The following is a 22,251-nucleotide window of genomic DNA, read 5'->3' as shown; positions in this document are numbered from 1 at the left end:
CTCGCCCCCGCCGACCGCCACCGCGCCCGCCGACCGCCCCCCGCCCGCGCGCACCCCGGGACCGCCGCGCGCACCCTCGACGGTGCGCGCGGGGGCGGGAAATGCGCGCGGGGGCCGCGGTCAGGCCCGCGCGCCCGCCAGCTCGTCGCGCAGCGACTCCGCGGCCGCCCGCAGCGCCGCCGGATCGGGACCGGCCCGCAGCACCGACCGCGACGCGGCCGGCAGCACGGTCCCGCGCACCCCGGCGAAGCGCGCCGCGACGTCGGCGGGGCCGGCGCCCTGGGCGCCCAGACCGGGCGCGAGCACCGGGCCGTCGAGCGCGGAGAGGTCCAGGTCGTGGTCGGCCGTCGCGCCCACCACGACCCCGACGCCACCGGGTGCGGCGGCGTTGCGGGCCGCCGCCCCGTCGACCATCGCCTGCGCGACGCTGCGACCGCCGAACGTCGCCAGCTGGACGTCAGCGCCCTCGGGGTTGGACGTGCGGGCCAGCACGAACACCCCGCGGCCCGCGTCGGCGGCGGCGTCGAGCGCCGGCGTCAGCGAGCCGAAGCCCAGGTAGGGCGAGAGCGTGACGGCGTCGGCCCCGAGCGGGGCGCCGACGGCCAGGTAGGCGTCGGCGTAGCCGTCCATCGTGGTGCCGATGTCGCCGCGCTTGACGTCGAGCAGGGTGAGGGTGCCGGTGCCGGAGAACGCCGTCAGCAGCTCCTCCAGCACCCGCACGCCCCGCCAGCCGTGCCGCTCGAAGAACGCCGACTGCGGCTTGACCACCGCCGTGTGCCCCGCGAACGCCTCGACGCAGGCGTCGGCGAAGCGAGCCAGGCCGTCGGCGTCGTCGGTGAGCCCCCACTCGGCCAGCAGCGGCGGGTGCGGGTCGATCCCGGCGCACAGTACGCCGTGCTCGCCGACCGCGGCCGCCAGCCGCTCCCCGAAGCTCACGTGCGCGCCTTCTGCAGCTGCGCGTGCGTCTCCTGCAGGGACCGCACCCCGATCCGCCCGGCGGCCTCCGCCTCGATGCCCTGCACCGCGGCCGCGGCCCCCTGCACCGTGGTGATGCAGGGGACGCCCCGGCTCACCGCGGCGGCCCGGATCTCGTAGCCGTCGACGCGCGGCCCGGAGTTGCCGTACGGGGTGTTGATGATCATGTCGACCTGCCCGTCCAGGATCAGGTCGACGATGGTCTCCCCGCCCGCGGAGTGCTTGCGCACCACGGTGGTGGTCAACCCGTTGCGGCGCAGCACGTCGGCGGTGCCGTCGGTGGCCAGGATCTCGAAGCCGAGGTCGGCCAGGCGGCGGATCGGGAACACCATCGCCCGCTTGTCCCGGTCGGCGACCGAGACGAACACCCTCCCGGTCGCCGGCAGCGACCCGTACGCCGCGGCCTGCGACTTCGCGAACGCCGGGCCGAAGGAGGCGTCGATGCCCATGACCTCGCCGGTCGACTTCATCTCCGGGCCGAGCAGCGGGTCGACCCCGCGGCCGTCGGCGGTGCGGAACCGGTTGAACGGCAGCACCGCCTCCTTGACGGCGACGGGCGCGTCCGGCGGCAGCTCGCCGCCGTCGCCCTCGGCGGGCAGCAGGCCCTCGCCGCGGAGCTCGGCGATGGTGGCGCCCAGCATGATCCGGGCCGCGGCCTTCGCCAGCGGCACCGCGGTGGCCTTCGACACGAACGGCACCGTCCGGGAGGCGCGCGGGTTGGCCTCCAGCACGTAGAGCGTCTCGCCGTGCAGCGCGTACTGGACGTTGAGCAGCCCCCGCACCCCGATGCCGTGCGCGATCGCCTCCGTGGAGCGGCGCACGGCCTCGATCACGCTGCGCCCCAGCGTGACCGGGGGCAGGGTGCACGAGGAGTCGCCGGAGTGGATGCCGGCCTCCTCGATGTGCTCCATGACGCCGCCGACGAACACCTCGACGCCGTCGCACAGCGCGTCGACGTCGATCTCGACCGCGTCGTCGAGGAACCGGTCGACCAGGACCGGGCGCTCGTCGCTGATGGTCGTGGCGCGGGCGATGTAGCCGGCCAGGGTCTCGTCGTCGTAGACGATCTCCATGCCGCGCCCGCCCAGCACGTAGGACGGCCGGACCAGCACCGGGTAGCCGATGCGGGCGGCGATCTCGCGCGCGGAGTCGAACGTGGTGGCCATGCCGAACGACGGCGCGGGCAGCCCCGCCCTGCGGAGCACCTCGCCGAACGCGCCGCGGTCCTCGGCCAGGTCGATCGCGGCGGCGCTCGTCCCCACGACCGGCACCCCCGCGGCCGTGAGACGGGCGGCGAGCCCCAGCGGGGTCTGCCCCCCGAGCTGCACGATCACGCCGACGACGGTGCCGCTCTCCTGCTCGGCGTGCACCACCTCCAGCACGTCCTCGAAGGTGAGCGGCTCGAAGTAGAGGCGGTCGGCGGTGTCGTAGTCGGTGGAGACCGTCTCGGGGTTGCAGTTGACCATCACGGTCTCGAAGCCCGCCTCGCGCAGCGCCATGACGGCGTGCACGCAGGAGTAGTCGAACTCGATGCCCTGGCCGATCCGGTTCGGGCCGGACCCCAGGATCAGCACCTTGGGCCGGTCGGGCTGGGCCGCGATCTCCGACTCGGCGCCGGGATCGGTCTCGTAGGCGCTGTAGTGGTACGGCGTCAGCGCCCGGAACTCCGCCGCGCACGTGTCGACGGTCTTGTAGACCGGGCGGACTCCGAGGCGGTGCCGCAGCGTCCGCACGCCGTCCTCCCCGGCGAGCTCGGGGCGCAGCGCGGCGATCTGCCGGTCGGAGATCCCGGCCCGCTTGGCCCGGCGCAGCAGCACCGACTCCAGCACGGGCGCGTCGAGGATCTCGGTGCGCAGCTCGGTGAGCGCGAGGATCTGGTCGAGGAACCACGGGTCGATGCCGGTCTCCGCGGCCACCTCGGCCACGGTCGCACCGCTGCGCAGCGCGCGCTCCACCTCGTAGATCCGCCCGTCGACCGGGACCCGGATCTGCGGGTCCCCCACGGGATCCGGCGTGGTCCAGAACCCGGCCGCCGTGGCCTCCATCGACCGCAGCGCCTTGCCCAGCGCCTCGGGGAACGAGCGCCCGAGCGCCATCGCCTCGCCGACGCTCTTCATCGTCGTCGTCAGCTCGGGGTCGGCGCCGGGGAACTTCTCGAACGCGAACCGCGGGATCTTGACCGCCACGTAGTCGAGCGTGGGCTCGAACGCGGCCAGGGTCTCGCCGGTGATGTCGTTGCGGATCTCGTCGAGGGTGTAGCCGACGGCCAGCCGCGCGGCGATCTTCGCGATCGGGAACCCGGTGGCCTTCGACGCCAGTGCGCTCGACCGCGACACCCGCGGGTTCATCTCGATGACGACCAGCCGCCCGGTCTCCGGGTGCACCGCGAACTGGATGTTGCAGCCGCCGGTGTCGACGCCGACCGCGCGCAGCACCGCGATGCCGACGTCGCGCATGTGCTGGTACTCGCGGTCGGTCAGCGTCATCGCCGGGGCGACGGTGATCGAGTCCCCGGTGTGCACGCCCATCGGGTCGATGTTCTCGATGGAGCAGATGACGACCACGTTGTCGTGGCGGTCGCGCATGAGCTCGAGCTCGAACTCCTTCCAGCCGAGCACCGACTCCTCGATGAGCACCTCGGTGACCGGGGAGGCGGCCAGCCCACCCCCGGCCAGGCGCTCGAGGTCGGCCTCGGTGTGGGCCATGCCCGAGCCGAGCCCGCCCATGGTGAACGAGGGCCGGATGACCACCGGCAGCCCCAGCTCGCCGACGGCGGCCCGCACCTCCTCCATCGAGTGGCAGACGGCGCTGCGCGGCACCTCGCCGCCCACACCGAGCACGATCTCCTTGAACTTCAGCCGGTCCTCGCCGCGCTGGATCGACTCGACGTCGGCACCGATCAGCTCGATGCCGTGCCGGGCCAGCGCGCCGTTGTCGTGCAGCGCGATCGCGGTGTTCAGCGCGGTCTGCCCGCCCAGCGTCGCCAGGATCGCGGTCACCGGGAACCCGGCGTCGCGCTCGGCCTCGATCACCTTCTCCACGAACTCGGGGGTGATCGGCTCGACGTAGGTCGCGTCGGCGAACTCGGGGTCGGTCATGATCGTCGCGGGGTTGGAGTTCACCAGCGAGACGCGGATGCCCTCGTCGCGCAGCACGCGGCAGGCCTGCGTGCCCGAGTAGTCGAACTCGCACGCCTGGCCGATCACGATCGGCCCGGAGCCGATCACCAGCACGTGCCGGATGTCGTCGCGGCGGGGCATCAGCGGCTTCCCTCGGTCGAGCGGCCTTCGGCCGTGGCTGCCATCAGGTCGACGAAGCGGTCGAACAGGTCGGCGGCGTCGTGCGGGCCGGCCGCCGCCTCCGGGTGGTACTGCACGCTGAACGCGGGCGCGTCCACCAGTGCCAGCCCCTCGACGCAGCCGTCGTTGGGGCAGGTGTGGGTGATGCGGGCGGCGCCGAACGGGGTGTCGAACTCCTCCCCCGCCTCGCCCTCGACGGCGAACCCGTGGTTCTGCGAGGTGATCGCGACGCGGCCGGTGGCGTGCTCGATCACCGGGATGTTGATGCCGCGGTGGCCGTAGGGCAGCTTGTAGGTGCCCCGGCCCAGCGCCCGGCCCAGGATCTGGTTGCCGAAGCAGATGCCGAACAGCGGGATCCGCCGCTCCAGGACCTGGCGGGTCAGGGCCACCGGGCCGTCGGCGGTGGCGGGGTCGCCCGGGCCGTTGGACAGGAAGAACCCGTCGAAGCCCTCGACCTGCTCGATCGTGCTCGACGCGGGCAGCACGTGCGTCTCGACGCCCCGCTGCGCCAGCATCCTCGGCGTGTTCGACTTGATCCCGACGTCGAGCGCAGCGACCCGGAACCGCGTCGCGCCGACCGCGGGCACCACGTAGGGCTCCCGGGTCGTGACGGCGCCGAAGAGGTCGGAGCCCTCCATCCGCGGGCTGTCGAGGACGCGCTGCACCAGCACGTCGTCGGCGGCCAGGTCGTCACCGGAGAAGACCCCGGCCCGCATCGCCCCGCGCTCGCGCAGGTGGCGCACCAGCGCCCGGGTGTCGATGCCCGAGACCGACACGATCCCCTGCTCCCGCAACGCGTCCGCGAGCGATCCGGTGGACCGCCAGTTCGACGCCGACCGCGACGGGTCGCGCACCACGTACCCGGCGACCTGGATCCCGGCGGACTCGTCGTCCTCGTCGTTCCAGCCGGTGTTGCCGATCTGCGGGGCGGTCTGCACGACGATCTGGCGGTGGTAGGACGGATCGGTCAGCGTCTCCTGGTAGCCGGTCATGCCGGTGGTGAACACCGCCTCGCCCAGCCCCGTCCCGAGCGCCCCGTAGGCCTCGCCGCGGAAGATCCGCCCGTCCTCCAGGACGAGTACCGCCCTCGTGCTCCGTCCGCTCACCGGGCGACCTTCCCGTCCTGGGCCGTGATCCGTCCACGCAGGACGGTGGCGACCACCGCTCCGGGCAGCCGCATCCCCTCGTACGGGGTGTTCGCCGCCCTGCTGGCCAGCGCCGCGCCGCGCACGGTCCACTGGGCCTCGGGGTCGACCAGCGCGAACGTGGCCGGCTCCCCCACCGCGATCGGGCGGCCCTGGTCGGGCAGGTTCCCGATCTCCGCGGGCCGCTCGGACAGCACGCGCGCGACGCCGCGCCAGTCGAGCAGCCCCGGCTCGACCATGGTGTGCACCAGCACCGAGAACGCCGTCTGCAGCCCCAGCATCCCGGGCCGCGCCGCCTGCCACTCGGTGTCCTTGTACTGGCTGGCGTGCGGCGCGTGGTCGGTGGCGACCACGTCGATCACGCCCTCGGCCAGCGCCGCCCGCATCGCCTTGGTGTCCTCGGCGGTGCGCAGCGGCGGGTTGACCTTGTTGACGGCGTCGTAGCTGGTGAGCCTGCCGTCGGTGAGCAGCAGGTGGTGCGGGGTGACCTCGGCGCTCACCCGCACCCCGGCCGCCTTGGCCGCGCGCAGCACGTCGACGGTGCGGGCCGAGGAGATGTGGCAGACGTGCAGCGCGGCCCCGGCCTCGCGGGCCAGCGCGCAGTCGCGGGCGACGATCGTCTCCTCCGCGGTGGCGGGCCAGCCGGCCAGCCCGAGCCGCGAGGCGACGACGCCCTCGTGGGCCTGCGCTCCGCCCGTCAGGCGGTGGTCCTCGGCGTGCTGGGCGATCACGACGTTCAGCGCGGAGGCGTACTCCAGTGCGCGGCGCATGATCAGCGGGTCGTTGACGCACTTCCCGTCGTCGCTGAACATCCGCACCTGCGCGCGGCTCGCGGCCATCGTGCCCAGCTCGGCCATCTTCACGCCCTCGAGCCCGACGGTGACCGCACCGACCGGGTGCACGTCGACGAGCCCGACCTCCTGCCCGCGCCGCCACACGTGCTCGACGACGACCGCGGTGTCGGCGACCGGATCGGTGTTGGGCATGGCGAACACGGCGGTGAACCCGCCCAGCGCCGCCGCGGCCGAGCCGGTGGCGACGTCCTCGGACTCCTCGCCGCCGGGCTCGCGCAGGTGCACGTGCAGGTCCACGAACCCGGGCAGCAGGACGTGCCCGCCCCCGTCCAGGGTGGGCACCCCCTCCGGCGCGGTGAGCCCGGCGCCGATCTCGGTGACGACCCCGTCGCGCACCAGGACGTCGACGGCGTCCTCGCCGTAGGGCCGGACGTCGGTGATCAGGAGGTCGGTGGGGGCGTGTTCGGTCATTCGGGGGCTCCCGCGAGAAGGTGGTAGAGCACGGCCATGCGGACGTGGACGCCGTTGGCGACCTGCGCCAGCACCGCCGACGCCGGGGAGTCGGCCACCGAGGGCGCGATCTCCATGCCGCGCACCATCGGGCCGGGGTGCAGCACGACGGCGTGCCCGGGCAGCAGCGCGGCGCGGGCCTCGGACAGGCCGTAGCCGATCGCGTACTCCCGCGAGGACGGGAAGAACGAGCCGTGCATGCGCTCGGCCTGCACCCGCAGCATCATCACCGCGTCCAGTGCGGGCAGCTCGGCGTCGAGCGACGGGCTGACCCGGCACGGCCACTGCCCGATCCCGACCGGCTGCAGCGTCGGCGGCGCGATCACCACCACCTCGGCCCCGAGCGTGGCCAGCAGGAACACGTTGGACCGCGCCACCCGGCTATGCAGGACGTCGCCGACGATCCCGATGCGGCGCCCGGCGATCGAGCCGAGGCGGTCGCGCAGCGTGGCCGCGTCGAGCAGGGCCTGCGTGGGGTGCTCGTGGGTGCCGTCGCCGGCGTTGACGATCGAGGTGTGCGTGCCGGTCATGCCGTGGTCGCGGTCGGCCCAGGCGGCCATGCGGTGCGCGGAGCCGGACGCGGGATGGCGCACGACCACGCAGTCGGCGCCCATCGCCGAGAGCGTCAGCGAGGTGTCGCGCAGCGACTCCCCCTTGCTCACCGACGATCCCGAGGCGCTGACGTTGACGGTGTCGGCGCTCATCCACTTGCCGGCGATCTCGAACGACACCCGGGTGCGCGTGGAGTTCTCGTAGAACATCGTGATGACGGTGCGCCCGCGCAGCGTCGGCAGCTTGCGGACCTCGCGTCCCAGCAGCGCCTGCTTGAGGCGGTCGGCGGTGTCGAGCAGGCCGGTGGCGGTGGCGGCGTCGAGGTCGGTGACCGAGAGCAGGTGCTTCACGGCGCGGCCTCGCCGGAGCCGGCTCCGGCGCCTGCACCCCGCTGCAGCCGCACGCCGTCGACGCCGTCGGTCTCGGCCAGCAGCAGCAGGATCTGCTCGTCGCGCGAGGTGGGGACGTTCTTGCCGACGTAGTCGGCGCGGATCGGCAGCTCGCGGTGGCCGCGGTCGACCAGCACGGCGAGCTGCACCGCGCGGGGGCGGCCGTGGTCGGCCAGCGCGTCGAGCGCGGCGCGGACGGTGCGGCCGGACATCAGCACGTCGTCGACGAGCACGACGAGCCGGTCGTCGAGGCCGCCGTCGGGGACATCGGTGTCCTCCAGCGCACGGGCCGGGCGGCGGCGCAGGTCGTCGCGGTAGAGCGTGACGTCGACGGAGCCGACCTCGGGGGCGGTGCCGGAGAACTCGCCGATCGCGGCCGAGAGGCGGCGGGCGAGGATCGTGCCGCGGGTCGGGATGCCGATCAGGACGGCCCGCTCGTCACCGGCGGTCTTCTCGATGATCTGGTGCGCGATGCGCGCGATGGTGCGGGTGACGTCGGCGGCGCTGAGCAGTTCCCGGTCTCCGGGCGCGCCTGGGACGTCCCCGCGGCGGTCGTTCGCCACGAGGATCTCCTTCCCCGCCTCACCGGACGGGCCTTAAAGGAACGGTTTCCGCGGGCGACCGTACCAGCGCGGGTGGCGCCGACCGGCCTCCGAGCGCCGCAGCATCGGCAGCATCACATCGGCCGTTCGACACCCTCTGGAGTCCCATTCGCCACAAGGTGGTCACGCTCCGGTCACGACAGTGCTGACCGTCACGACCCCGGGCCCCCGCGAATCGCCAGGCGGCGGCGTGTCGATCAGCCATTTGGGTGGAACCAGGGCGTAACGGGACTGCGACAGGCCGGACAACTTGACCTGGCGGCGACGGCGAGCGCATGATTACTCTCCGTATTGATCCACTGGGGGTCGCAGGGAGCCGCGGGGGGCACCGCTCGACACGACCGGCGTCCCCGAACGCCGGAACCCCGAGAGCACATCAGTTCCTCCGACGCCGGTCCTGACGGGCCGGCGCCAGTCACGAAAGGGGTCGCCGTATGGGCGACTACGCCAAGGCGCTCGGCGGGAAGCTCCGCGCCATCCGGCAGCAGCAGGGTTTGTCGCTGCACGGTGTGGAGCAGAAGTCGGGCGGGCGGTGGAAGGCGGTCGTGGTCGGCTCGTACGAGCGCGGCGACCGCGCCGTCACGGTGCAGAAGCTGGCCGAGCTGGCCGACTTCTACGGCGTGCCGGTGGCCGAGCTCCTGCCCGAGGGCCGCGTGCCGTCGGGTTCCGAGCCCGCCACCAAGATCGTCATCAACCTGGAGCGGCTGCAGCAGCTCCCGGCGGACAAGGTGGGCCCGCTGGCCCGCTACGCCGCCGCCATCCAGAGCCAGCGCGGCGACTACAACGGCAAGGTGCTCAGCATCCGCGCCGAGGACCTGCGCTCGCTCGCGATCATCTACGACAAGAGCCCCGGCGAGCTGACCGACCAGCTCATCGACTGGGGAGTGCTCCCCCCGGAGGCCCGCCCGGCCCAGTGACGCCCGGGTGCCTGGGGAAGGGCACCCGTGCCACATCGGCGACGGCCCCCCGCCATCCGGCGGGGGGCCGTCGCGCGTCCGGGGTCGTCATGGGCCCGGCGTCGCCGGGGACACAGCCTCGTCGTGGGTGCGGCGCCCTGCGGACCGCCGGGCCCGTCAGCGGGTGGTGCGCAGCTGCGGGGCGATGTCGGCGATGCGGCCCAGCACCCCGTTGAGGAAGCGCGGGCTGTCGTCGGTGGACAGCGTGCGGGCCAGCTCGACGGCCTCGGTGATGGCCACCGGGTCGTCGATCTCGTCGACCCACAGCAGCTCGAACACCCCGATCCGCAGCAGCGCGCGGTCGACGGCGGGCATCCGCGCCACCGTCCAGCCCTCGGCGTGCTCGGCGAGGAGCTGGTCGATCCGGTCCCGGTGCGCGACGACGCCCTCGACGAGCATCCCCGCGTACTCCGAGACCGGCGGGGCGTCGTCGGTCTCCCGGCGCGCCACCAGCACCGCGAGCGGGTCGTCGCCGCGGGCCTCGGACTCGAACAGGATGTCCAGGGCCCGTTTCCGGGCCTTCGTGCGCGCGCGCAACATCAGTTGCTGATGCGGCCGAGGTAGCGCCCGTCGCGGGTGTCCACCTTGACCTTCTCGCCGGTGGTGACGAACAGCGGCACCTGGATCTCCGCGCCGGTCTCCAGGGTGGCGGGCTTGGTGCCGCCGGTGGAGCGGTCGCCCTGCAGGCCGGGGTCGGTGTGGCTGATCACCAGCTCCACCGAGGTGGGGAGCTCGACGAACAGCGGCACCGACTCGTGCAGCGCCACCATCGCCACCTGGTTCTCCAGCAGGTAGCCCGCGGCGGTGCCGACGGTGTTCTCCGGGATCGGGATCTGGTCGAAGGTGTCGCCGTCCATGAAGACGAAGTCGGAGCCGTCGCGGTAGAGGAAGGTCATGTCGCGGCGGTCGACGGTGGCCGTCTCCACCTTGGTGCCGGCGTTGAAGGTCTTGTCGACGACCTTCCCGGTCATGACGTTCTTCAGCGTCGTGCGCACGAACGCACCGCCCTTGCCGGGCTTGACGTGCTGGAACGCCGTGACCGCCCAGAGCTGGCCCTCCAGGTTGAGCACCAGGCCGTTCTTCAGGTCGTTCGTGGTGGCCACGTGAGTAGATCTCCTGCGTCGGTTCGGGGCGCGCCGCTCGCCGGAGGGGGCGGGCGCGTCGGGGGTGTCCTCGCTGGACGGCGCCGCCGGGCACCGTCGTCCGCGGGCCAGGGTACCCGGGTCAGACCTCGAGCAGCTCCCTGGTGGTCCGGGTCAGCGGTTCCGCGCCCGTCCCCCGGACGACGAGGGTGTCCTCGATGCGCACCCCGCCCCGGCCCGCCAGGTAGACCCCGGGCTCGACGGTGACCGTCATGCCCGCCTCGAGGGTGCCGGTGCCGGTGCGCGCGAGCGACGGCGCCTCGTGGATCTGCAGGCCGACGCCGTGCCCGAGGCCGTGCAGGAACTCCTCGCCGCGCCCGGCGTCCTCGCAGACGGTGCGGGCGGCGGCGTCGACGGCGACGACGTCGGCCCCCGGGGCGAGCGCCGCCCGGCCGGCGCGCTGGGCGGCCGCGACGAGGTCGTGCAGCTCGCGCTGCCATTCCGCGGCCGGGCCGAGCACGACGGTGCGCGTGATGTCGGAGTGGTAGCCCCCGACGAGCGCGCCGAAGTCCATCTTCACCAGGTCGCCCGCGCGCAGCGGCGCGTCGGTGGGCCGGTGGTGGGGCACCGCGGAGTGCGCGCCCGCGGCGACGATGCTCGCGAACGCGGGGCCGTCGGCGCCGAGGCGGCGCATCCGGTCCTCCAGGTCGAGCGCGACGTCGCGCTCGGTGCGCCCCGCGGCCACCCCGCCGTCGGCGAGCAGGCCCGCCAGCGCGGCGTCGGCGACGGCGCAGGCGGCCCGCAGGGCGTCGATCTCGCCGTCGTCCTTGACCCGCCGCAAACGCTGCACCAGCCCGGGGGCACGGTGCAGCGTCACCCCCTCGGCGGCGGCGTCGAGGCCGTCGAGGGCGTCGACGGTGACCGCGTCGGACTCGAACCCCAGCCGCCGGACGCCCGCACCGGGCGCCGCCGCGGCGACGGCGAGGGCCGTCGCGCGGTCCTCGATGCGCTCCAGGTCGGGCACCTGGGCGTCGGCCTGGAGGCGGTAGCGGGCGTCGGTGCCGAACCGGCTCGCCGCGTCGCCGTCGACGTGCACGAGAAGCGCGGCGTTGGACCCGGTGAAGCCGGTCAGGTACCGGATGTTGACCAGGTCGGTGACCAGCAGCGCGTCGACGTCGGCGAGCAGGGCGCGCAGCGCGGCGCGGCGGTCGGCGTGGGTCACCTCGCCCACCGTAGTGAGGTGTGGAACCGGGTACGACGGGGTACAGGACGCCATGAGAATCGGATCGAGCATCGGACTGATCGCGATCGGGCTGATCCTCGCCCTCGCGGTGAACATCGACGTCGAGGGGCTAGACCTCGACCTGATCGGCTGGATCCTCGCGGCCGTCGGCGTCGTCGGGCTGCTGGCCAGCCTCACACTGGCCCGGCGCGCACGACCGGTCGTCGCCCCGCGTGCCGAGACGTACCCGCCGGAGCGCGACCCGCGCTACTGACCCCCGGCGATCCAGCGCAGGGCCAGCGCGTAGCCGGTGACGCCCAGTCCGACGATCACGCCGTCGGCGACCGCGGAGATGTAGGAGTGGTGCCGGAACTCCTCGCGCCGGTGCACGTTCGAGATGTGCACCTCGACCAGCGGCGCGGTGAGCTGGGCGCAGGCGTCGCGGACGGCCACCGAGGTGTGCGTCCAGGCGGCGGCGTTGAGCACGACGGGGGTGGCGGTGTCGGCGGCCTCGTGCAGCCAGCCGAGCAGCTCGCCCTCGTGGTCGGTCTGGCGGACCTCCACGGCCAGGCCCAGCTCCTCCCCCGTGCGCACGCACAGCGCGGCCAGGTCGGCGTGGGTCGTGGAGCCGTAGACGGCGGGCTCGCGCGTGCCGAGGCGGCCGAGGTTGGGTCCGTTCAGGACGAGGACGCTTTTTCGCCCGGCGTTCATGCGCACAGCCTGTCGTAGGCCGTCTCCAGCAGGGCCGGGTCGGGCCCCTCCAGCCGGCCGGGCCGCGCGAGGCCGTCGAGCACGACGAACCGCAGCATGCCCGGGCGCGACTTCTTGTCCCCGCGCATCGTCTCCACCAGCTCGGGCAGCACGCCCGGCACGTAGCGGACCGGGAGGCCGACGGAGGCGAGCACGTCCCGGTGCCGGTCGGCGGTGGCGTCGTCGAGCCGCCCCGCGGCGCGGGCCAGCTCCGCGGCGAACACCAGACCGACGCTCACGGCGTTGCCGTGGCGCCAGCGGTAGTCCTCGCGGCGCTCGACGGCGTGCCCCAGGGTGTGGCCGTAGTTGAGGATCTCCCGCAGGTGCGACTCGCGCAGGTCGGCCGCGACGACGTCGGCCTTGACCTGGATCGAGCGACGGACCAGCTCGGGCAGGACGTCGCCGGTGGGGTCGAGCGCGGCCTTCGGGTCGCGCTCGACGAGCTCGAGGATCACCGGGTCGGCGATGAACCCGGTCTTGAGGATCTCCGCGCTGCCGGCGACCAGCTCGTCGGCGGGCAGGGTCTCCAGCGTGGCGAGGTCGACCAGTACGGCGCCGGGCTCGTGGAACGCGCCGACGAGGTTCTTGCCGGCCGCGGTGTTGATGCCGGTCTTGCCCCCGACCGCGGCGTCGACCATCGCCAGCAGCGTGGTCGGCACGTGCACGACCTGCACCCCGCGCATCCACGCCGCGGCGACGAACCCGGCGAGATCGGTGACGGCGCCGCCGCCCAGCGACACGACGACGTCCCCGCGCGTCAGCCCGACGGTGCCGCACACCTCCCAGCAGAACCCGGCGACGGTGAGCGTCTTGCCCTCCTCCGCGTCGGGGATCTCGACCCGGTGTGCGTCGACCCCGGCCGCGACGAGCTCGGCCCGCATCCACTCGGCGCGGTCGGCCAGCGTCGGCTGGTGCACGATCACCGCCTTCGCCGCGCCCAGCCCGGAGACGGTGCCCACGAGCTCGCCCGACACCCCCCGCCCGACGAGCACGGGATAGGGCGAGGCGCTGGCGACGTCGATCCGGATCACCGGCCCACCCTATCGGCGTGCCGGTGCTAGTCCTTCGGCACGCGGACCGGGTCGGGCAGCAGCGTGCTCTCGTGCGGGGTCGGGACGTCGAGGGGGTCGTGCGGGTCGGCGGCCGGCTCGGGCGCGTCGGCCGGGATCTCGCCCAGCGCGAGCAGCACCGCGCGGGCCACCTGGTTGGCGCTGCGGCGGGCGGTGTCGACCTCCACCGTCGCCACCTCCCGGTACAGCGGCGCGCGGGCGTCGAGGAGCGCCTTGAAGGTGGCCCGCGGGTTGACCCCGGCCAGCAGGGGGCGCGCGGTGGACATGCCGGTGCGGCGCAGCCCGTCGGCGAGCCCGACCATCAGCAGCACCACCCGGTGGCCGCGCAGCGCCTCGCGGGTCTGCTCGGCGAGCACCGAGCCGCCGCCCAGCGCCAGCACGCCGTCGACCGAGCCCAGTGCCTCGGCCACGACCTCGCGCTCCAGCGCGCGGAAGGCGTCCTCGCCGTCGTGCAGGAACATGTCGGCGATCGACTTCCCGGCGCGGGCGACGATCAGCGCGTCGACGTCGGTGAAGCCCACGCCGAGGCGGCGGGCGAGCACCTTGCCGACGGTCGTCTTGCCCGCGCCGGGCGGCCCGACGATCACCAGGGTCGGGCGGAGGGGGGCGTTCATCGCACCGAGGGTAGTGACCACGACACGACCGGCCCGCCCGCTCCCCTCCCCGATGACCCTGTGTGTCCGTGCACGGGCCCGCCATCGCCCGGCCGGGCCCGGTCCGCGCTAGCCTGGCCCGGCGTCGTCATGGCGCAGAGTGACGAGTACGGCCCCGGGGGGACCGCATGATCGGAGCGCACGTGAACGACGGAGAGCCGGACCCCGAGCGGCTCCCCCGCCGCTCCGGACGGACCCATCTCGAACCGCAGCTGCGCGAGCCCGGTGGTGCGGGCACCGGCACCCCGTTCGCGGCCTTCGATCCCGACTCGCCCGATCCGGACTCGCCCGACCCGGACTCCCCCGACCCCGGCTCGCCCGCTCCCGGTGCCGGCGCTCCCGGTGCCGGCGCGGGGGACCCCGCCCCGGCGGGCAGCCGCGCCGCGGCCTTCCGGGCCGCCGTGCGCCGGGCCACCGGCCGCCCTCCGCGCGAGGACGGCTGACACCCCCCGCGCACGCGCGCGGACCCGGACCCGGCGTCAGGCGCCGGCGGCCAGGTAGGCGGCGAGGTTGCGACGGGTCTCGGCGATCGAGTCGCCGCCGAACTTCTCCAGCGCCGCGTCGGCCAGCACCAGCGCCACCATCGCCTCGGCCACGACACCCGCCCGTGGCACCGCGCAGGCGTCGGAACGCTGGTGGATGGCGGTGGCCTCGCCGCCGGTGGCGGTGTCGATGGTCCGCAGCGCCCGGGGCACGGTCGAGATCGGCTTCATCGCCACGCGCACGCGCACCGGCTCGCCGTTGGTCATGCCGCCCTCGATGCCGCCCGCGCGGTTGGACAGCCGCTTGACCGGGTCGCCCGGGATCATCTCGTCGTGTGCCGCGCTGCCCCGGCGGTGCGCGGTGCGGAAGCCGTCGCCGATCTCGACGCCCTTCATCGCCTGGATGCTCATCAGCGCACCGGCGAGGCGGCCGTCGAGCCTGCGGTCGGACTGGACGTAGGACCCCACGCCCACCGGCATCCCGTAGGCGATCACCTCGATGACCCCGCCGAGGGTGTCGGCGTCCTCGTGGGCGGCGTCGATCTCGGCCATCATGCGTTCGGTCGTGGCCGCGGCGAAGGCACGGACGGGGCTGGCGTCGACGCGCTCCAGGTCGCCGGGGCCGGGCACCGGGTCGTCGTCGGGGGCGTCGACGGCCCCGATCGCCACGACGTGCGACACGATCTCGGCGCCGAGCGCCTGCGCCAGGAACGCCTTCGCGACGGTGCCCAGCACGACCTTCGCCGCCGTCTCCCGCGCACTGGCCCGCTCCAGCACGGGCCGGGCGTCGTCGAAGCCGAACTTCGTCATCCCCGCCAGGTCGGCGTGTCCGGGGCGGGGGCGGGTGAGCGGGGCGTTGCGCGCCCGGCCGGCGATCAGCTCGGGATCGACGGGGTCGGCCGCCATGACGGTCTCCCACTTCGGCCACTCGGTGTTGGCGATGCGCACCGCCACCGGGCCGCCCTGGGTCAGCCCGTGCCGCAGGCCCCCGATCACCTCGAGCTCGTCGGCCTCGAACGCCATCCGCGGGCTCCGGCCGTGGCCCAGCTTCCGCCGGGCCAGCTCGGCGTTCAGCTCCTTGGTGGTGATCCCGACACCGGCGACCATGCCCTCCAGCACGGCGACCAGCGCAGGACCGTGGGACTCCCCGGCGGTCATCCAGCGCAGCACCGGACCATCCTCTCACCACGGACCCCCGGCGCCCGCCGCGGCCACGACCACGACCGCCGTCGCCACCAGCATCGACGGCCCGTGCGGCACCGCGGGCCCGCGCCCGCGGCGCCCGGCGCCGGTCACCAGGGCCAGCAGCGCCGTCAGCAGCGACGCGCCCACCGCCGCGACGACGAGCGCGGGCCACGACACCACCGCCAGCGGCGCCCCCAGCGACGCCGCCAGCTTGACGTCACCCGCCCCCAGCGCGCCGGGCGCGGCGAGGTGCACCGCGGCGTGCACCCCCGCGGCGAGCAGCACCCCGAGCCCCGCCCGCCCGAGCGCCCCCGCACCCAACGGCGCGACCAGCACCAGCGCGGCGGGGACCGCGGGCAGGGTGAGCGCGTCGGGGAGGCGGCGGTGCCGGGCGTCGACCGGCCCGGCGGCGGCCGCGAACCAGGCCAGCCCGAGCAGCACCGGCACCCACCGCCCTGGCAGCACCCCCGCCGCCCAGCCGCCCGCGATCCCGGCCCACGGCAGCGCGACCAGCACCTCGCACACCGGGATCCGCACCCGCGTCCCGCGCGCCATCCGGCCCAACAGCCACCGCGCCACCGACCCGGCCCCCACCCCGGCCACCACCCCGCCGGCCACCGTCACACACACCCCCACGTCGCCTCCCCCGTCCCCGACCAGCCTCGACCGGCCCGCCCACCCGCACCAGGCCCCCACCGCCGCCTGTGGACGGGCCGGCACCGAGGTGGACGGCCCGCGTCCGCGTCCGCGCCGGTGACGGTCCGCTGTGGTAAGCCCGGGGCACCGACCGACAGGAGCCCCATGGACCCCCACCTGCTCGACCTGTTCACCGACATCCCCGGCGGCACCCTGATCACGCTCAAGCGCGACGGGCGCGCCCAGTCCTCGGTGGTGACCCACGCGTTCGACCCGGACACCCGCACCCTGCGGATCTCGGTCACCGAGGGCCGGGCCAAGACCCGCAACCTGCGTCGCGACCCGCGGTGCAGCTACCAGGTCACCCGCCCCGACCTGTCCGCCTACGCCGTGGGCGAGGCCACCGCCGAGCTGACGGCGGCCGCGGCCGACCCGCACGACGACACGGTCGAGGCGCTGGTCGCCTACTACCGCGACGTGCGCGGCGAGCACCCCGACTGGGACGAGTACCGCGCCGCGATGGTCGCCGAGCGCCGGGTCCTGCTCACCGCCGTGGTCGACCGCGTGTACGGGAGGGTGCCGCCCGCCGGGTGAGCCGGGCAGGATGGGGCGGTGAACCGGGCCCGGGCGGTGGTGCGGGCCGAGGTCGACCACGGCAGCGCGGAGCTGGTCGGCGACCCCGACCGGCCCCAGGGCTGGACGCTGCTGGTCGACGGCACCGCGCAGTCCCACGTCGACCTCGACGACCCCACCCACCTCGAGTTCGAGTACGTGCGCCGCCTCGCCCACCTCGTCGACCTCCTCGCCGCGCCCACCGCCCCGCTGCGCGTGCTGCACCTGGGCGGCGGGGCGTGGACGCTGCCGCGCTACGTCGCCGCCACCCGGCCCGGCTCGGCGCAGCGGGTCGTGGAGATCGACGGCGCGCTGGTCGATCTCGTGGCCGGGCGGCTGCCCGCCGACGGTCTCGGCATCGAGGTGACGGTCGCCGACGCGCGGGCGGGACTGGCCGAGGCGCCCGCGGCGTCGGCGGACCTGGTGGTCCTCGACGTGTTCGCCGGCGCCCGCATCCCGGCCCACCTGACCTCGACCGACTTCCTCGCCGCCGTCGACCGGGTGCTCGCCCCCGGCGGGGTGCACGTGGCCAACCTCGCCGACGGCGGCGCGCTGCCGTTCGCGCGCGCCCAGTGCGCGGCCGCCGCCGCGGTGTTCGGGGAGCTGGCGCTGGTCGCCGCGCCCACCGTGCTGCGCGGGCGCCGGTTCGGCAACCTGTTGCTGGTCGCGGGCCACGGCGAGCTCCCGGTCGCCGGGCTGGCGCGCCGCACGGCGGCCGACCCGTTCCCCGCGCGGGTGCTCGACGCCGCGGCGGTGCGGGCGCTCGCCGGGGACGCCGTGGCCCCGACCGACCGCACCGCGGACCCCTCGCCGCTGCCCCCGGAGGGGTTCTTCGGCCGGTAGCCCCCGGAACCGGTGGCCCCCCAGAACCGCTGGCTCTCAGAACGCGCCGTTCTCCCGGGCCAGGGTGACGTTCGCGGTGTGCTCGTCGAAGGTCTCGGCGAAGCACGAGGTGCCGTCGGTCTGGCAGCGCACGAAGAAGAACCACGGCCCGGGCTCCGGGTCGAGCGCGGCGGCCAGCGCGTCGCGGCCGGGCGCGGCGATCGGCGTGGGCGGCAGGCCCGCGGTCGCGTAGCTGTTGTAGGGGCCCGGGGTGCCGCGGTCCTCGGCGGTGGTGCGCAGGGCCTGCAGGTCCAGCGGGTAGTTGACGGTGGAGTCCAGCTCGAGGCGCTGGCCGATGCCGAGGCGGTTGTAGACGACCCGGGCGACCTTCGGCATGTCGGGCGTGATCCCCTCCTTCTCCACCAGCGAGGAGATGATCAGCACCTCGTAGGGGGTGTAGCCGGTGGCCGCGGCCTCGGTGAGGAGGCCGCTCTCCTCCAGGCGGGGGGTCGAGACGGCGAGCAGGCCCTGCAGCACCTCGACGGCCGAGCGGCCGGGCTCGACCTCGTAGAGCCCGGGCACGAGCAGCCCCTCCAGGCGGCGCACAGGGTCGGCGGCCGCCACCGCCTCGCGGGCCCACTCGGGCACACCGAGCTCGGCCGGGTCGGTCCCGGCCATCGCCGCGCGCAGGTCGTCGACCGACACGCAGGACTCGGCGCCGTCGAGCGTGGCGCAGGTGGCCCGCGAGATGAGCGTGAGCACCCCGGGGGCGACGGTGCCGTCGGGCGCGCTGGTGTCGTCGAGCTGCACGCCCCCGCGGATCTCCAGCTGCCCCACCCTGGCCTGCGGGTCGAGCAGGCGCTCCACCGCCGCGGCGCCCGACATCCGTGACCGCATCTGGTACGAGCCGGGCTGCACGCCCAGGATCCGGTCGTCCTGCTCGGCCGCGCGCAGGAACGCCTGCACGCTCGCCACGACCCCGGCGCTCTCCAGGGTGCGGCCGATCGCGGCGGTCGAGTCGCCGCCCGCGACCTGCACGATCACGTCGCCCTCGCCCGCGCCCTCGAAGTCCGGCGCCGCGGTCAGCGACCGGTAGAGGTAGGCCGCGCCGCCCAGCAGCGCCACCAGCAGCACGGCGACGGCGAGCAGCAGGACCGCACCGCGGCGGCCGCGCCGCGGGGCGGGCGCGGCGGGCTCCGCCTCGCCGTCTCCGTCTCCGTCGCGGTCGGCACGGGACGTGACGACCGGGATGGGCGCGGTCGGCTCCTCGCCCGCGGGATCGGCGGGCGATCCGTGGACGGCACGCAGCCGGGTGGTCGGGCCGTCGATGTCCACAGCATCGGAGGGTAACGATCGGGCGGGCCCGGTATCGGACGGGGGTTGAGCGCTCACCCGGTCCGGGCTGTCCGGTACCCCACCGGATGTCCGATCAGCGGCGATGGCGGTCGAGCCAGCCCTGCAGGATGCCGACCGCGGCGACCTGGTCGACGACGGCCCGCTGCCGGCGTCCCGAGCGCCCGCTCTCCCGCATCTGACGGGTGGCGAGGACGGTCGTCAGCCGCTCGTCGGACAGCTCCACCGGCACGTCCAGCGCGGGTTCCAGCGCCGCGACGAACGCGCGCGCCGCCTCGGCCGCGGGGCCCTCGCGCCCGGCGAGCGTGCGCGGCAGCCCCACCACCACCCCGACGGCCTCGTGCTCGGCCACCAGCGCGGCGATCGTGGTGACGTCGGTGCCCCCCTCCACGTCGCGCGGGACGGTGAGCAGCGGGGTCGCGATCAGCCCGTCGGGGTCGCACGAGGCGACCCCGACGCGGACCGCGCCCACGTCGATGCCCAGGCGTCTACCGCGCACGGAGGTGCGCCCGCAGCGCGTCGACCGCTGCCGGGATCCCGGCCGGGTCGGCGCCGCCGCCCTGGGCGAGGTCGGGCTTGCCGCCACCCCGCCCGCCGACGGCCGGGGCGAACGCCCCGATCAGCTTCCCGGCCGCGAGCCCCGCGTCCCGGGCGGCGGCGGTGGTGGCCACGACGAAGGCCACCTTCTCCCCGTCCCCGGAGAACAGCGCGACCACGCCGGGCCGCGAGCCGAGCCGCCCGCGGACGTCGGAGGCCAGTGCGCGCAGGTCGTTGCCGCCCAGCCCGTCCGGCGCGGCGACGGCGACCAGGGCGACGCCCCCGACGTCCTCGGCCCCGTCGGCCAGGGCCCCCGCCGAGGACAGGACGGCGTCGGCGCGGACCTTCTCCAGGTCGCGCTCGGCGGTGCGCAGCCGCTCGACCAGGCCGCCGATCCGCTCCGGGAGGTCCTCGGGCCGGGTCTTGAGCTGCTCGGCCAGGTTCGACAGCAGCAGGTGCTCGCGCGAGAGGAACCGGAACGCGTCGAGCCCGACGAGGGCGTCGACGCGGCGCACACCGGAGCCGATCGAGCCCTCCGACAGCACCTTGATCATGCCGATCTCACCGGTGCGCCCGACGTGGGTGCCGCCGCAGAGCTCGCGGGAGTACGCGCCCATGTCGACCACGCGCACGCGGTCGCCGTACTTCTCGCCGAACAGCATCATCGCGCCGAGCGCGCGCGCCTCGTCCAGCGTGGTCTCGTAGGACTCGACGGCGCGGTCCTCCTGCAGGACGGTGTTGACCTCGTCCTCGATCTCGGCGAGCGCGGCCGGGGACACCCCTCCGCCGGGCGAGGTGAAGTCGAAGCGCATGCGGCCGGGGGCGTTGAGCGAACCGGCCTGGGCGGCCGAGGGGCCCAGCGCGCCGCGGACGCCCGCGTGCACCAGGTGCGTGGCGGTGTGCGCCCGCGAGATCGACGCGCGGCGCGCGGTGTCCACCGAGGCGACGACGGCCGCGTCCAGGGTGACCTCGCCCGCGGTGACCGTGCCGCGGTGCACCCGCAGCCCCGCCACGGGCGACTGCACGTCGTCGACGCGGACGGTGAACGACGCCCCGCGCAGCTCACCGGTGTCGGCCTGCTGGCCACCGGCCTCGGCGTAGAACGGGGTGCGGTCGAGCACGACCTCCACCGCGGCGCCCTCGCCCGCGGCCGGGGCCGGGACCCCGTCGACGAGCAGCCCGATGACGGTGCCCTCGGCGGCCAGTTCGGTGTAGCCGAGGAAGTCGACCGTGCCGTGGGTGTCGAGCAGGGCGCGGTAGATCGAGCCGTCGCCGCCGTGGCCGACCTTGTGCTTGGCCGCGTCGGCCTTCGCCCGGGTGCGCTGCTCGGTCATCAGGGCGGCGAACCGGTCCCTGTCGACCTCCAGCCCGGCCTCGGCGGCCATCTCCAACGTGAGGTCGATCGGGAAGCCGTAGGTGTCGTGCAGCTGGAACGCCCGGTCGCCCGCGAGCACCGTGGCGCCGGTCCTCCGGGTCTCGGCCACGGCGGTGTCGAAGATCCGCTCACCCGCGGTGAGCGTCTGCAGGAACGCCTCCTCCTCGGCACGCACGACCGCGGAGATCCGCTCGAAGTCGGTGACGAGCTCGGGGTAGGAGGGCGCCATCGCGTCGCGCACGACCTCGGCGAACGCGCCGAGCACCGGCTCGGTGACACCGAGCAGCCGCGCCGAGCGCACGATGCGGCGCAGCAGCCGGCGCAGGACGTAGCCGCGGCCGTCGTTCGCGGGGGTCACGCCGTCGGCGATGATCATGACGCCGGAACGGGCGTGGTCGGCGATGACGCGGAAGCGGACGTCGTCCTCCTCCCCCGACGGGCCGCCGGCGCCGTAGCGCCGCCCGGAGAGCTCCTCGGCGCGGGCGATGACCGGGCGCACGAGGTCGGTCTCGTAGACGTTGGCCACGCCCTGCAGCAGCGTGGCGACCCGCTCGACGCCCATGCCGGTGTCGATGTTGGGCCGGGGCAGCTTCCCGATCGGGGGATGGCCGTCCTTCGGGGAGAGCTCGCCCCGGACGTCCTGCATGAAGACCAGGTTCCAGATCTCCAGGTAGCGGTTCTCGTCGGCGACCGGGCCGCCGTCGACGCCGTACTCCGGCCCGCGGTCGTAGTAGATCTCCGAGCAGGGCCCGCCGGGGCCGGGCACGCCCATGTCCCAGTAGTTGTCCTTGCCGTCGCGGCGCTGGATGCGCTCGGCGGGCAGGTACCGGCGCCAGAGCTGCTCGGCCTCGTCGTCGTCGAGGTAGACGGTGGCCCACAGGCGCTCCGGGTCGAACCCGTAGGACTCCGTGATCAGCGTCCAGGCCAGCTCGATCGCGCCGGCCTTGAAGTAGTCGCCGAAGGAGAAGTTGCCGGCCATCTGGAAGAACGTGTTGTGCCGGGTCGTGCGGCCGACCTCGTCGATGTCGCCGGTGCGCACGCACTTCTGGATCGACGTCGCGGTCGGGTACGGCGGGGGCACCTCGCCGAGGAAGTAGGGCTTGAACTGCACCATCCCGGCGTTGACGAACAGCAGGTTCGGGTCGTCGAGGATGAGCGACGCGCTGGGCACGCGGGTGTGGCCCGCGGCGACGAAGTGGTCGATGAAGCGGCGGACGATCTCGTGGGTCTGCACGACAAACGGCTCTCTA

22 protein-coding genes are annotated in these 22,251 nt (G+C 74.9%); 5 read left to right on the top strand and 17 right to left on the bottom strand.

Annotated elements, in window-relative coordinates; translation table 11 throughout:
* Window positions 1–120: 120 nt before the first annotated feature.
* From pyrF to pyrR, 6 genes are read right to left on the bottom strand one after another with little or no spacing between them, the layout of a single operon-like run.
* Window positions 121–936, bottom strand: coding sequence for an orotidine-5'-phosphate decarboxylase (gene pyrF / locus PHY01_RS00665; RefSeq protein WP_141276195.1), 816 nt, complete (start codon window positions 934–936; stop codon window positions 121–123).
* A complete protein-coding gene (carB, locus tag PHY01_RS00660; RefSeq protein ID WP_141276194.1) occupies window positions 933–4,235 on the bottom strand; it encodes a carbamoyl-phosphate synthase large subunit in 3,303 nt (1,100 codons plus the stop codon). Before carB ends, pyrF begins: the two co-directional genes overlap by 4 nt.
* Window positions 4,235–5,380 (bottom strand): glutamine-hydrolyzing carbamoyl-phosphate synthase small subunit, encoded by a 1,146-nt coding sequence (gene carA / locus PHY01_RS00655; protein WP_141276193.1) that lies wholly within the window; start codon window positions 5,378–5,380, stop codon window positions 4,235–4,237. Before carA ends, carB begins: the two co-directional genes overlap by 1 nt.
* Window positions 5,377–6,684 carry a dihydroorotase gene (locus PHY01_RS00650; RefSeq protein ID WP_141276192.1) on the bottom strand — a complete coding sequence of 436 codons (1,308 nt, stop codon included), beginning with the start codon at window positions 6,682–6,684 and terminating at the stop codon, window positions 5,377–5,379. Before PHY01_RS00650 ends, carA begins: the two co-directional genes overlap by 4 nt.
* Window positions 6,681–7,625, bottom strand: a complete 945-nt coding sequence (locus PHY01_RS00645) for an aspartate carbamoyltransferase catalytic subunit (RefSeq protein ID WP_141276191.1) — start codon at window positions 7,623–7,625, stop codon at window positions 6,681–6,683. The genes PHY01_RS00650 and PHY01_RS00645 overlap by 4 nt, the downstream gene beginning before the upstream one ends.
* Entirely contained in the window at window positions 7,622–8,227 is a 606-nt protein-coding gene (gene pyrR, locus PHY01_RS00640; protein WP_141276190.1) for a bifunctional pyr operon transcriptional regulator/uracil phosphoribosyltransferase PyrR, read from the bottom strand. The genes PHY01_RS00645 and pyrR overlap by 4 nt, the downstream gene beginning before the upstream one ends.
* 473 nt (window positions 8,228–8,700) lie before the next feature.
* On the opposite strand from pyrR, the gene bldD reads away from it, so the two are divergent.
* On the top strand, window positions 8,701–9,183 hold the full coding sequence (gene bldD / locus PHY01_RS00635) for a transcriptional regulator BldD (RefSeq protein ID WP_141276189.1): 483 nt from the start codon (window positions 8,701–8,703) through the stop codon (window positions 9,181–9,183).
* Between the two features lie 156 nt (window positions 9,184–9,339).
* Here bldD and nusB read toward each other — a convergent pair whose 3' ends face one another.
* The 3 genes from nusB to PHY01_RS00620 form a co-directional block, all read right to left on the bottom strand.
* Window positions 9,340–9,759 (bottom strand): transcription antitermination factor NusB, encoded by a 420-nt coding sequence (nusB, locus tag PHY01_RS00630; RefSeq protein ID WP_141276297.1) that lies wholly within the window; start codon window positions 9,757–9,759, stop codon window positions 9,340–9,342.
* A 2-nt stretch (window positions 9,760–9,761) separates the two neighbouring features.
* Window positions 9,762–10,325, bottom strand: coding sequence for an elongation factor P (efp, locus tag PHY01_RS00625; protein WP_141276188.1), 564 nt, complete (start codon window positions 10,323–10,325; stop codon window positions 9,762–9,764).
* A gap of 121 nt (window positions 10,326–10,446) precedes the next feature.
* A complete protein-coding gene (locus PHY01_RS00620) occupies window positions 10,447–11,580 on the bottom strand; it encodes a M24 family metallopeptidase (protein WP_141276296.1) in 1,134 nt (377 codons plus the stop codon).
* On the opposite strand from PHY01_RS00620, the gene PHY01_RS00615 reads away from it, so the two are divergent.
* On the top strand, window positions 11,579–11,800 hold the full coding sequence (locus PHY01_RS00615) for a DUF6458 family protein (RefSeq protein ID WP_141276187.1): 222 nt from the start codon (window positions 11,579–11,581) through the stop codon (window positions 11,798–11,800). The two genes, PHY01_RS00620 and PHY01_RS00615, sit on opposite strands and share 2 nt — an antisense overlap.
* On the opposite strand, the gene aroQ is transcribed toward PHY01_RS00615, so the two are convergent.
* The 3 genes from aroQ to PHY01_RS00600 are packed head-to-tail and all read right to left on the bottom strand — an operon-like array spanning window position 11,794 to window position 13,960.
* On the bottom strand, window positions 11,794–12,237 hold the full coding sequence (gene aroQ, locus PHY01_RS00610; RefSeq protein WP_141276186.1) for a type II 3-dehydroquinate dehydratase: 444 nt from the start codon (window positions 12,235–12,237) through the stop codon (window positions 11,794–11,796). The genes PHY01_RS00615 and aroQ overlap by 7 nt on opposite strands.
* Window positions 12,234–13,307 (bottom strand): 3-dehydroquinate synthase, encoded by a 1,074-nt coding sequence (aroB, locus tag PHY01_RS00605; RefSeq protein ID WP_141276185.1) that lies wholly within the window; start codon window positions 13,305–13,307, stop codon window positions 12,234–12,236. Before aroB ends, aroQ begins: the two co-directional genes overlap by 4 nt.
* Before the next feature lie 26 nt (window positions 13,308–13,333).
* The gene (locus PHY01_RS00600; RefSeq protein WP_141276184.1) at window positions 13,334–13,960 is read right to left on the bottom strand and encodes a shikimate kinase; all 627 of its coding nucleotides are present in this window, start codon (window positions 13,958–13,960) and stop codon (window positions 13,334–13,336) included.
* A 182-nt stretch (window positions 13,961–14,142) separates the two neighbouring features.
* On the opposite strand from PHY01_RS00600, the gene PHY01_RS27870 reads away from it, so the two are divergent.
* On the top strand, window positions 14,143–14,442 hold the full coding sequence (locus PHY01_RS27870; RefSeq protein ID WP_141276183.1) for a hypothetical protein: 300 nt from the start codon (window positions 14,143–14,145) through the stop codon (window positions 14,440–14,442).
* Window positions 14,443–14,478: 36 nt separating this feature from the next.
* Here the strand turns inward: PHY01_RS27870 and aroC are convergent, their stop codons facing one another.
* Window positions 14,479–15,651, bottom strand: a complete 1,173-nt coding sequence (gene aroC, locus PHY01_RS00590; RefSeq protein ID WP_141276182.1) for a chorismate synthase — start codon at window positions 15,649–15,651, stop codon at window positions 14,479–14,481.
* A 12-nt stretch (window positions 15,652–15,663) separates the two neighbouring features.
* Window positions 15,664–16,302, bottom strand: a complete 639-nt coding sequence (locus PHY01_RS00585) for a prepilin peptidase (protein WP_246085587.1) — start codon at window positions 16,300–16,302, stop codon at window positions 15,664–15,666.
* A 165-nt stretch (window positions 16,303–16,467) separates the two neighbouring features.
* Here PHY01_RS00585 and PHY01_RS00580 point away from each other — a divergent pair, with 165 nt between their 5' ends.
* A complete protein-coding gene (locus PHY01_RS00580) occupies window positions 16,468–16,896 on the top strand; it encodes a TIGR03618 family F420-dependent PPOX class oxidoreductase (protein ID WP_141276181.1) in 429 nt (142 codons plus the stop codon).
* Window positions 16,897–16,914: 18 nt separating this feature from the next.
* Complete coding sequence (locus PHY01_RS00575) at window positions 16,915–17,757, top strand: spermidine synthase (protein ID WP_246085586.1); 843 nt, start codon at window positions 16,915–16,917, stop codon at window positions 17,755–17,757.
* 36 nt (window positions 17,758–17,793) lie between these two features.
* Here PHY01_RS00575 and PHY01_RS00570 read toward each other — a convergent pair whose 3' ends face one another.
* The 3 genes from PHY01_RS00570 to alaS form a co-directional block, all read right to left on the bottom strand.
* Complete coding sequence (locus PHY01_RS00570; RefSeq protein ID WP_170183586.1) at window positions 17,794–19,071, bottom strand: endolytic transglycosylase MltG; 1,278 nt, start codon at window positions 19,069–19,071, stop codon at window positions 17,794–17,796.
* Between the two features lie 94 nt (window positions 19,072–19,165).
* Window positions 19,166–19,588, bottom strand: a complete 423-nt coding sequence (gene ruvX / locus PHY01_RS00565; protein WP_141276179.1) for a Holliday junction resolvase RuvX — start codon at window positions 19,586–19,588, stop codon at window positions 19,166–19,168.
* Window positions 19,578–22,235 carry an alanine--tRNA ligase gene (gene alaS / locus PHY01_RS00560; protein ID WP_141276178.1) on the bottom strand — a complete coding sequence of 886 codons (2,658 nt, stop codon included), beginning with the start codon at window positions 22,233–22,235 and terminating at the stop codon, window positions 19,578–19,580. Before alaS ends, ruvX begins: the two co-directional genes overlap by 11 nt.
* Between the last annotated feature and the right edge of the window lie 16 nt (window positions 22,236–22,251).

The sequence above is a fragment of the Pseudonocardia hydrocarbonoxydans genome (genome assembly GCF_006539565.1).
Lineage (GTDB): Bacteria > Actinomycetota > Actinomycetes > Mycobacteriales > Pseudonocardiaceae > Pseudonocardia > Pseudonocardia hydrocarbonoxydans.
Note: the sequence above shows the minus strand (reverse complement) of the source record. Positions and strands in the feature narration are given on the sequence as shown.

Excerpts from the sequence above, each read along its gene's own strand:
- carB (WP_141276194.1), bottom strand. The coding sequence starts at position 4,235 with ATGCCCCGCCGCGACGACATCCGGCACGTGCTGGTGATCGGCTCCGGG.
- bldD (WP_141276189.1), top strand. The coding sequence starts at position 8,701 with ATGGGCGACTACGCCAAGGCGCTCGGCGGGAAGCTCCGCGCCATCCGG.
- PHY01_RS00620 (WP_141276296.1), bottom strand. The coding sequence starts at position 11,580 with ATGGCGTCCTGTACCCCGTCGTACCCGGTTCCACACCTCACTACGGTG.
- PHY01_RS00600 (WP_141276184.1), bottom strand. The coding sequence starts at position 13,960 with ATGAACGCCCCCCTCCGCCCGACCCTGGTGATCGTCGGGCCGCCCGGC.
- PHY01_RS00650 (WP_141276192.1), bottom strand. The coding sequence starts at position 6,684 with ATGACCGAACACGCCCCCACCGACCTCCTGATCACCGACGTCCGGCCC.
- PHY01_RS00580 (WP_141276181.1), top strand. The coding sequence starts at position 16,468 with ATGGACCCCCACCTGCTCGACCTGTTCACCGACATCCCCGGCGGCACC.
- PHY01_RS00615 (WP_141276187.1), top strand. The coding sequence starts at position 11,579 with ATGAGAATCGGATCGAGCATCGGACTGATCGCGATCGGGCTGATCCTC.
- aroQ (WP_141276186.1), bottom strand. The coding sequence starts at position 12,237 with ATGAACGCCGGGCGAAAAAGCGTCCTCGTCCTGAACGGACCCAACCTC.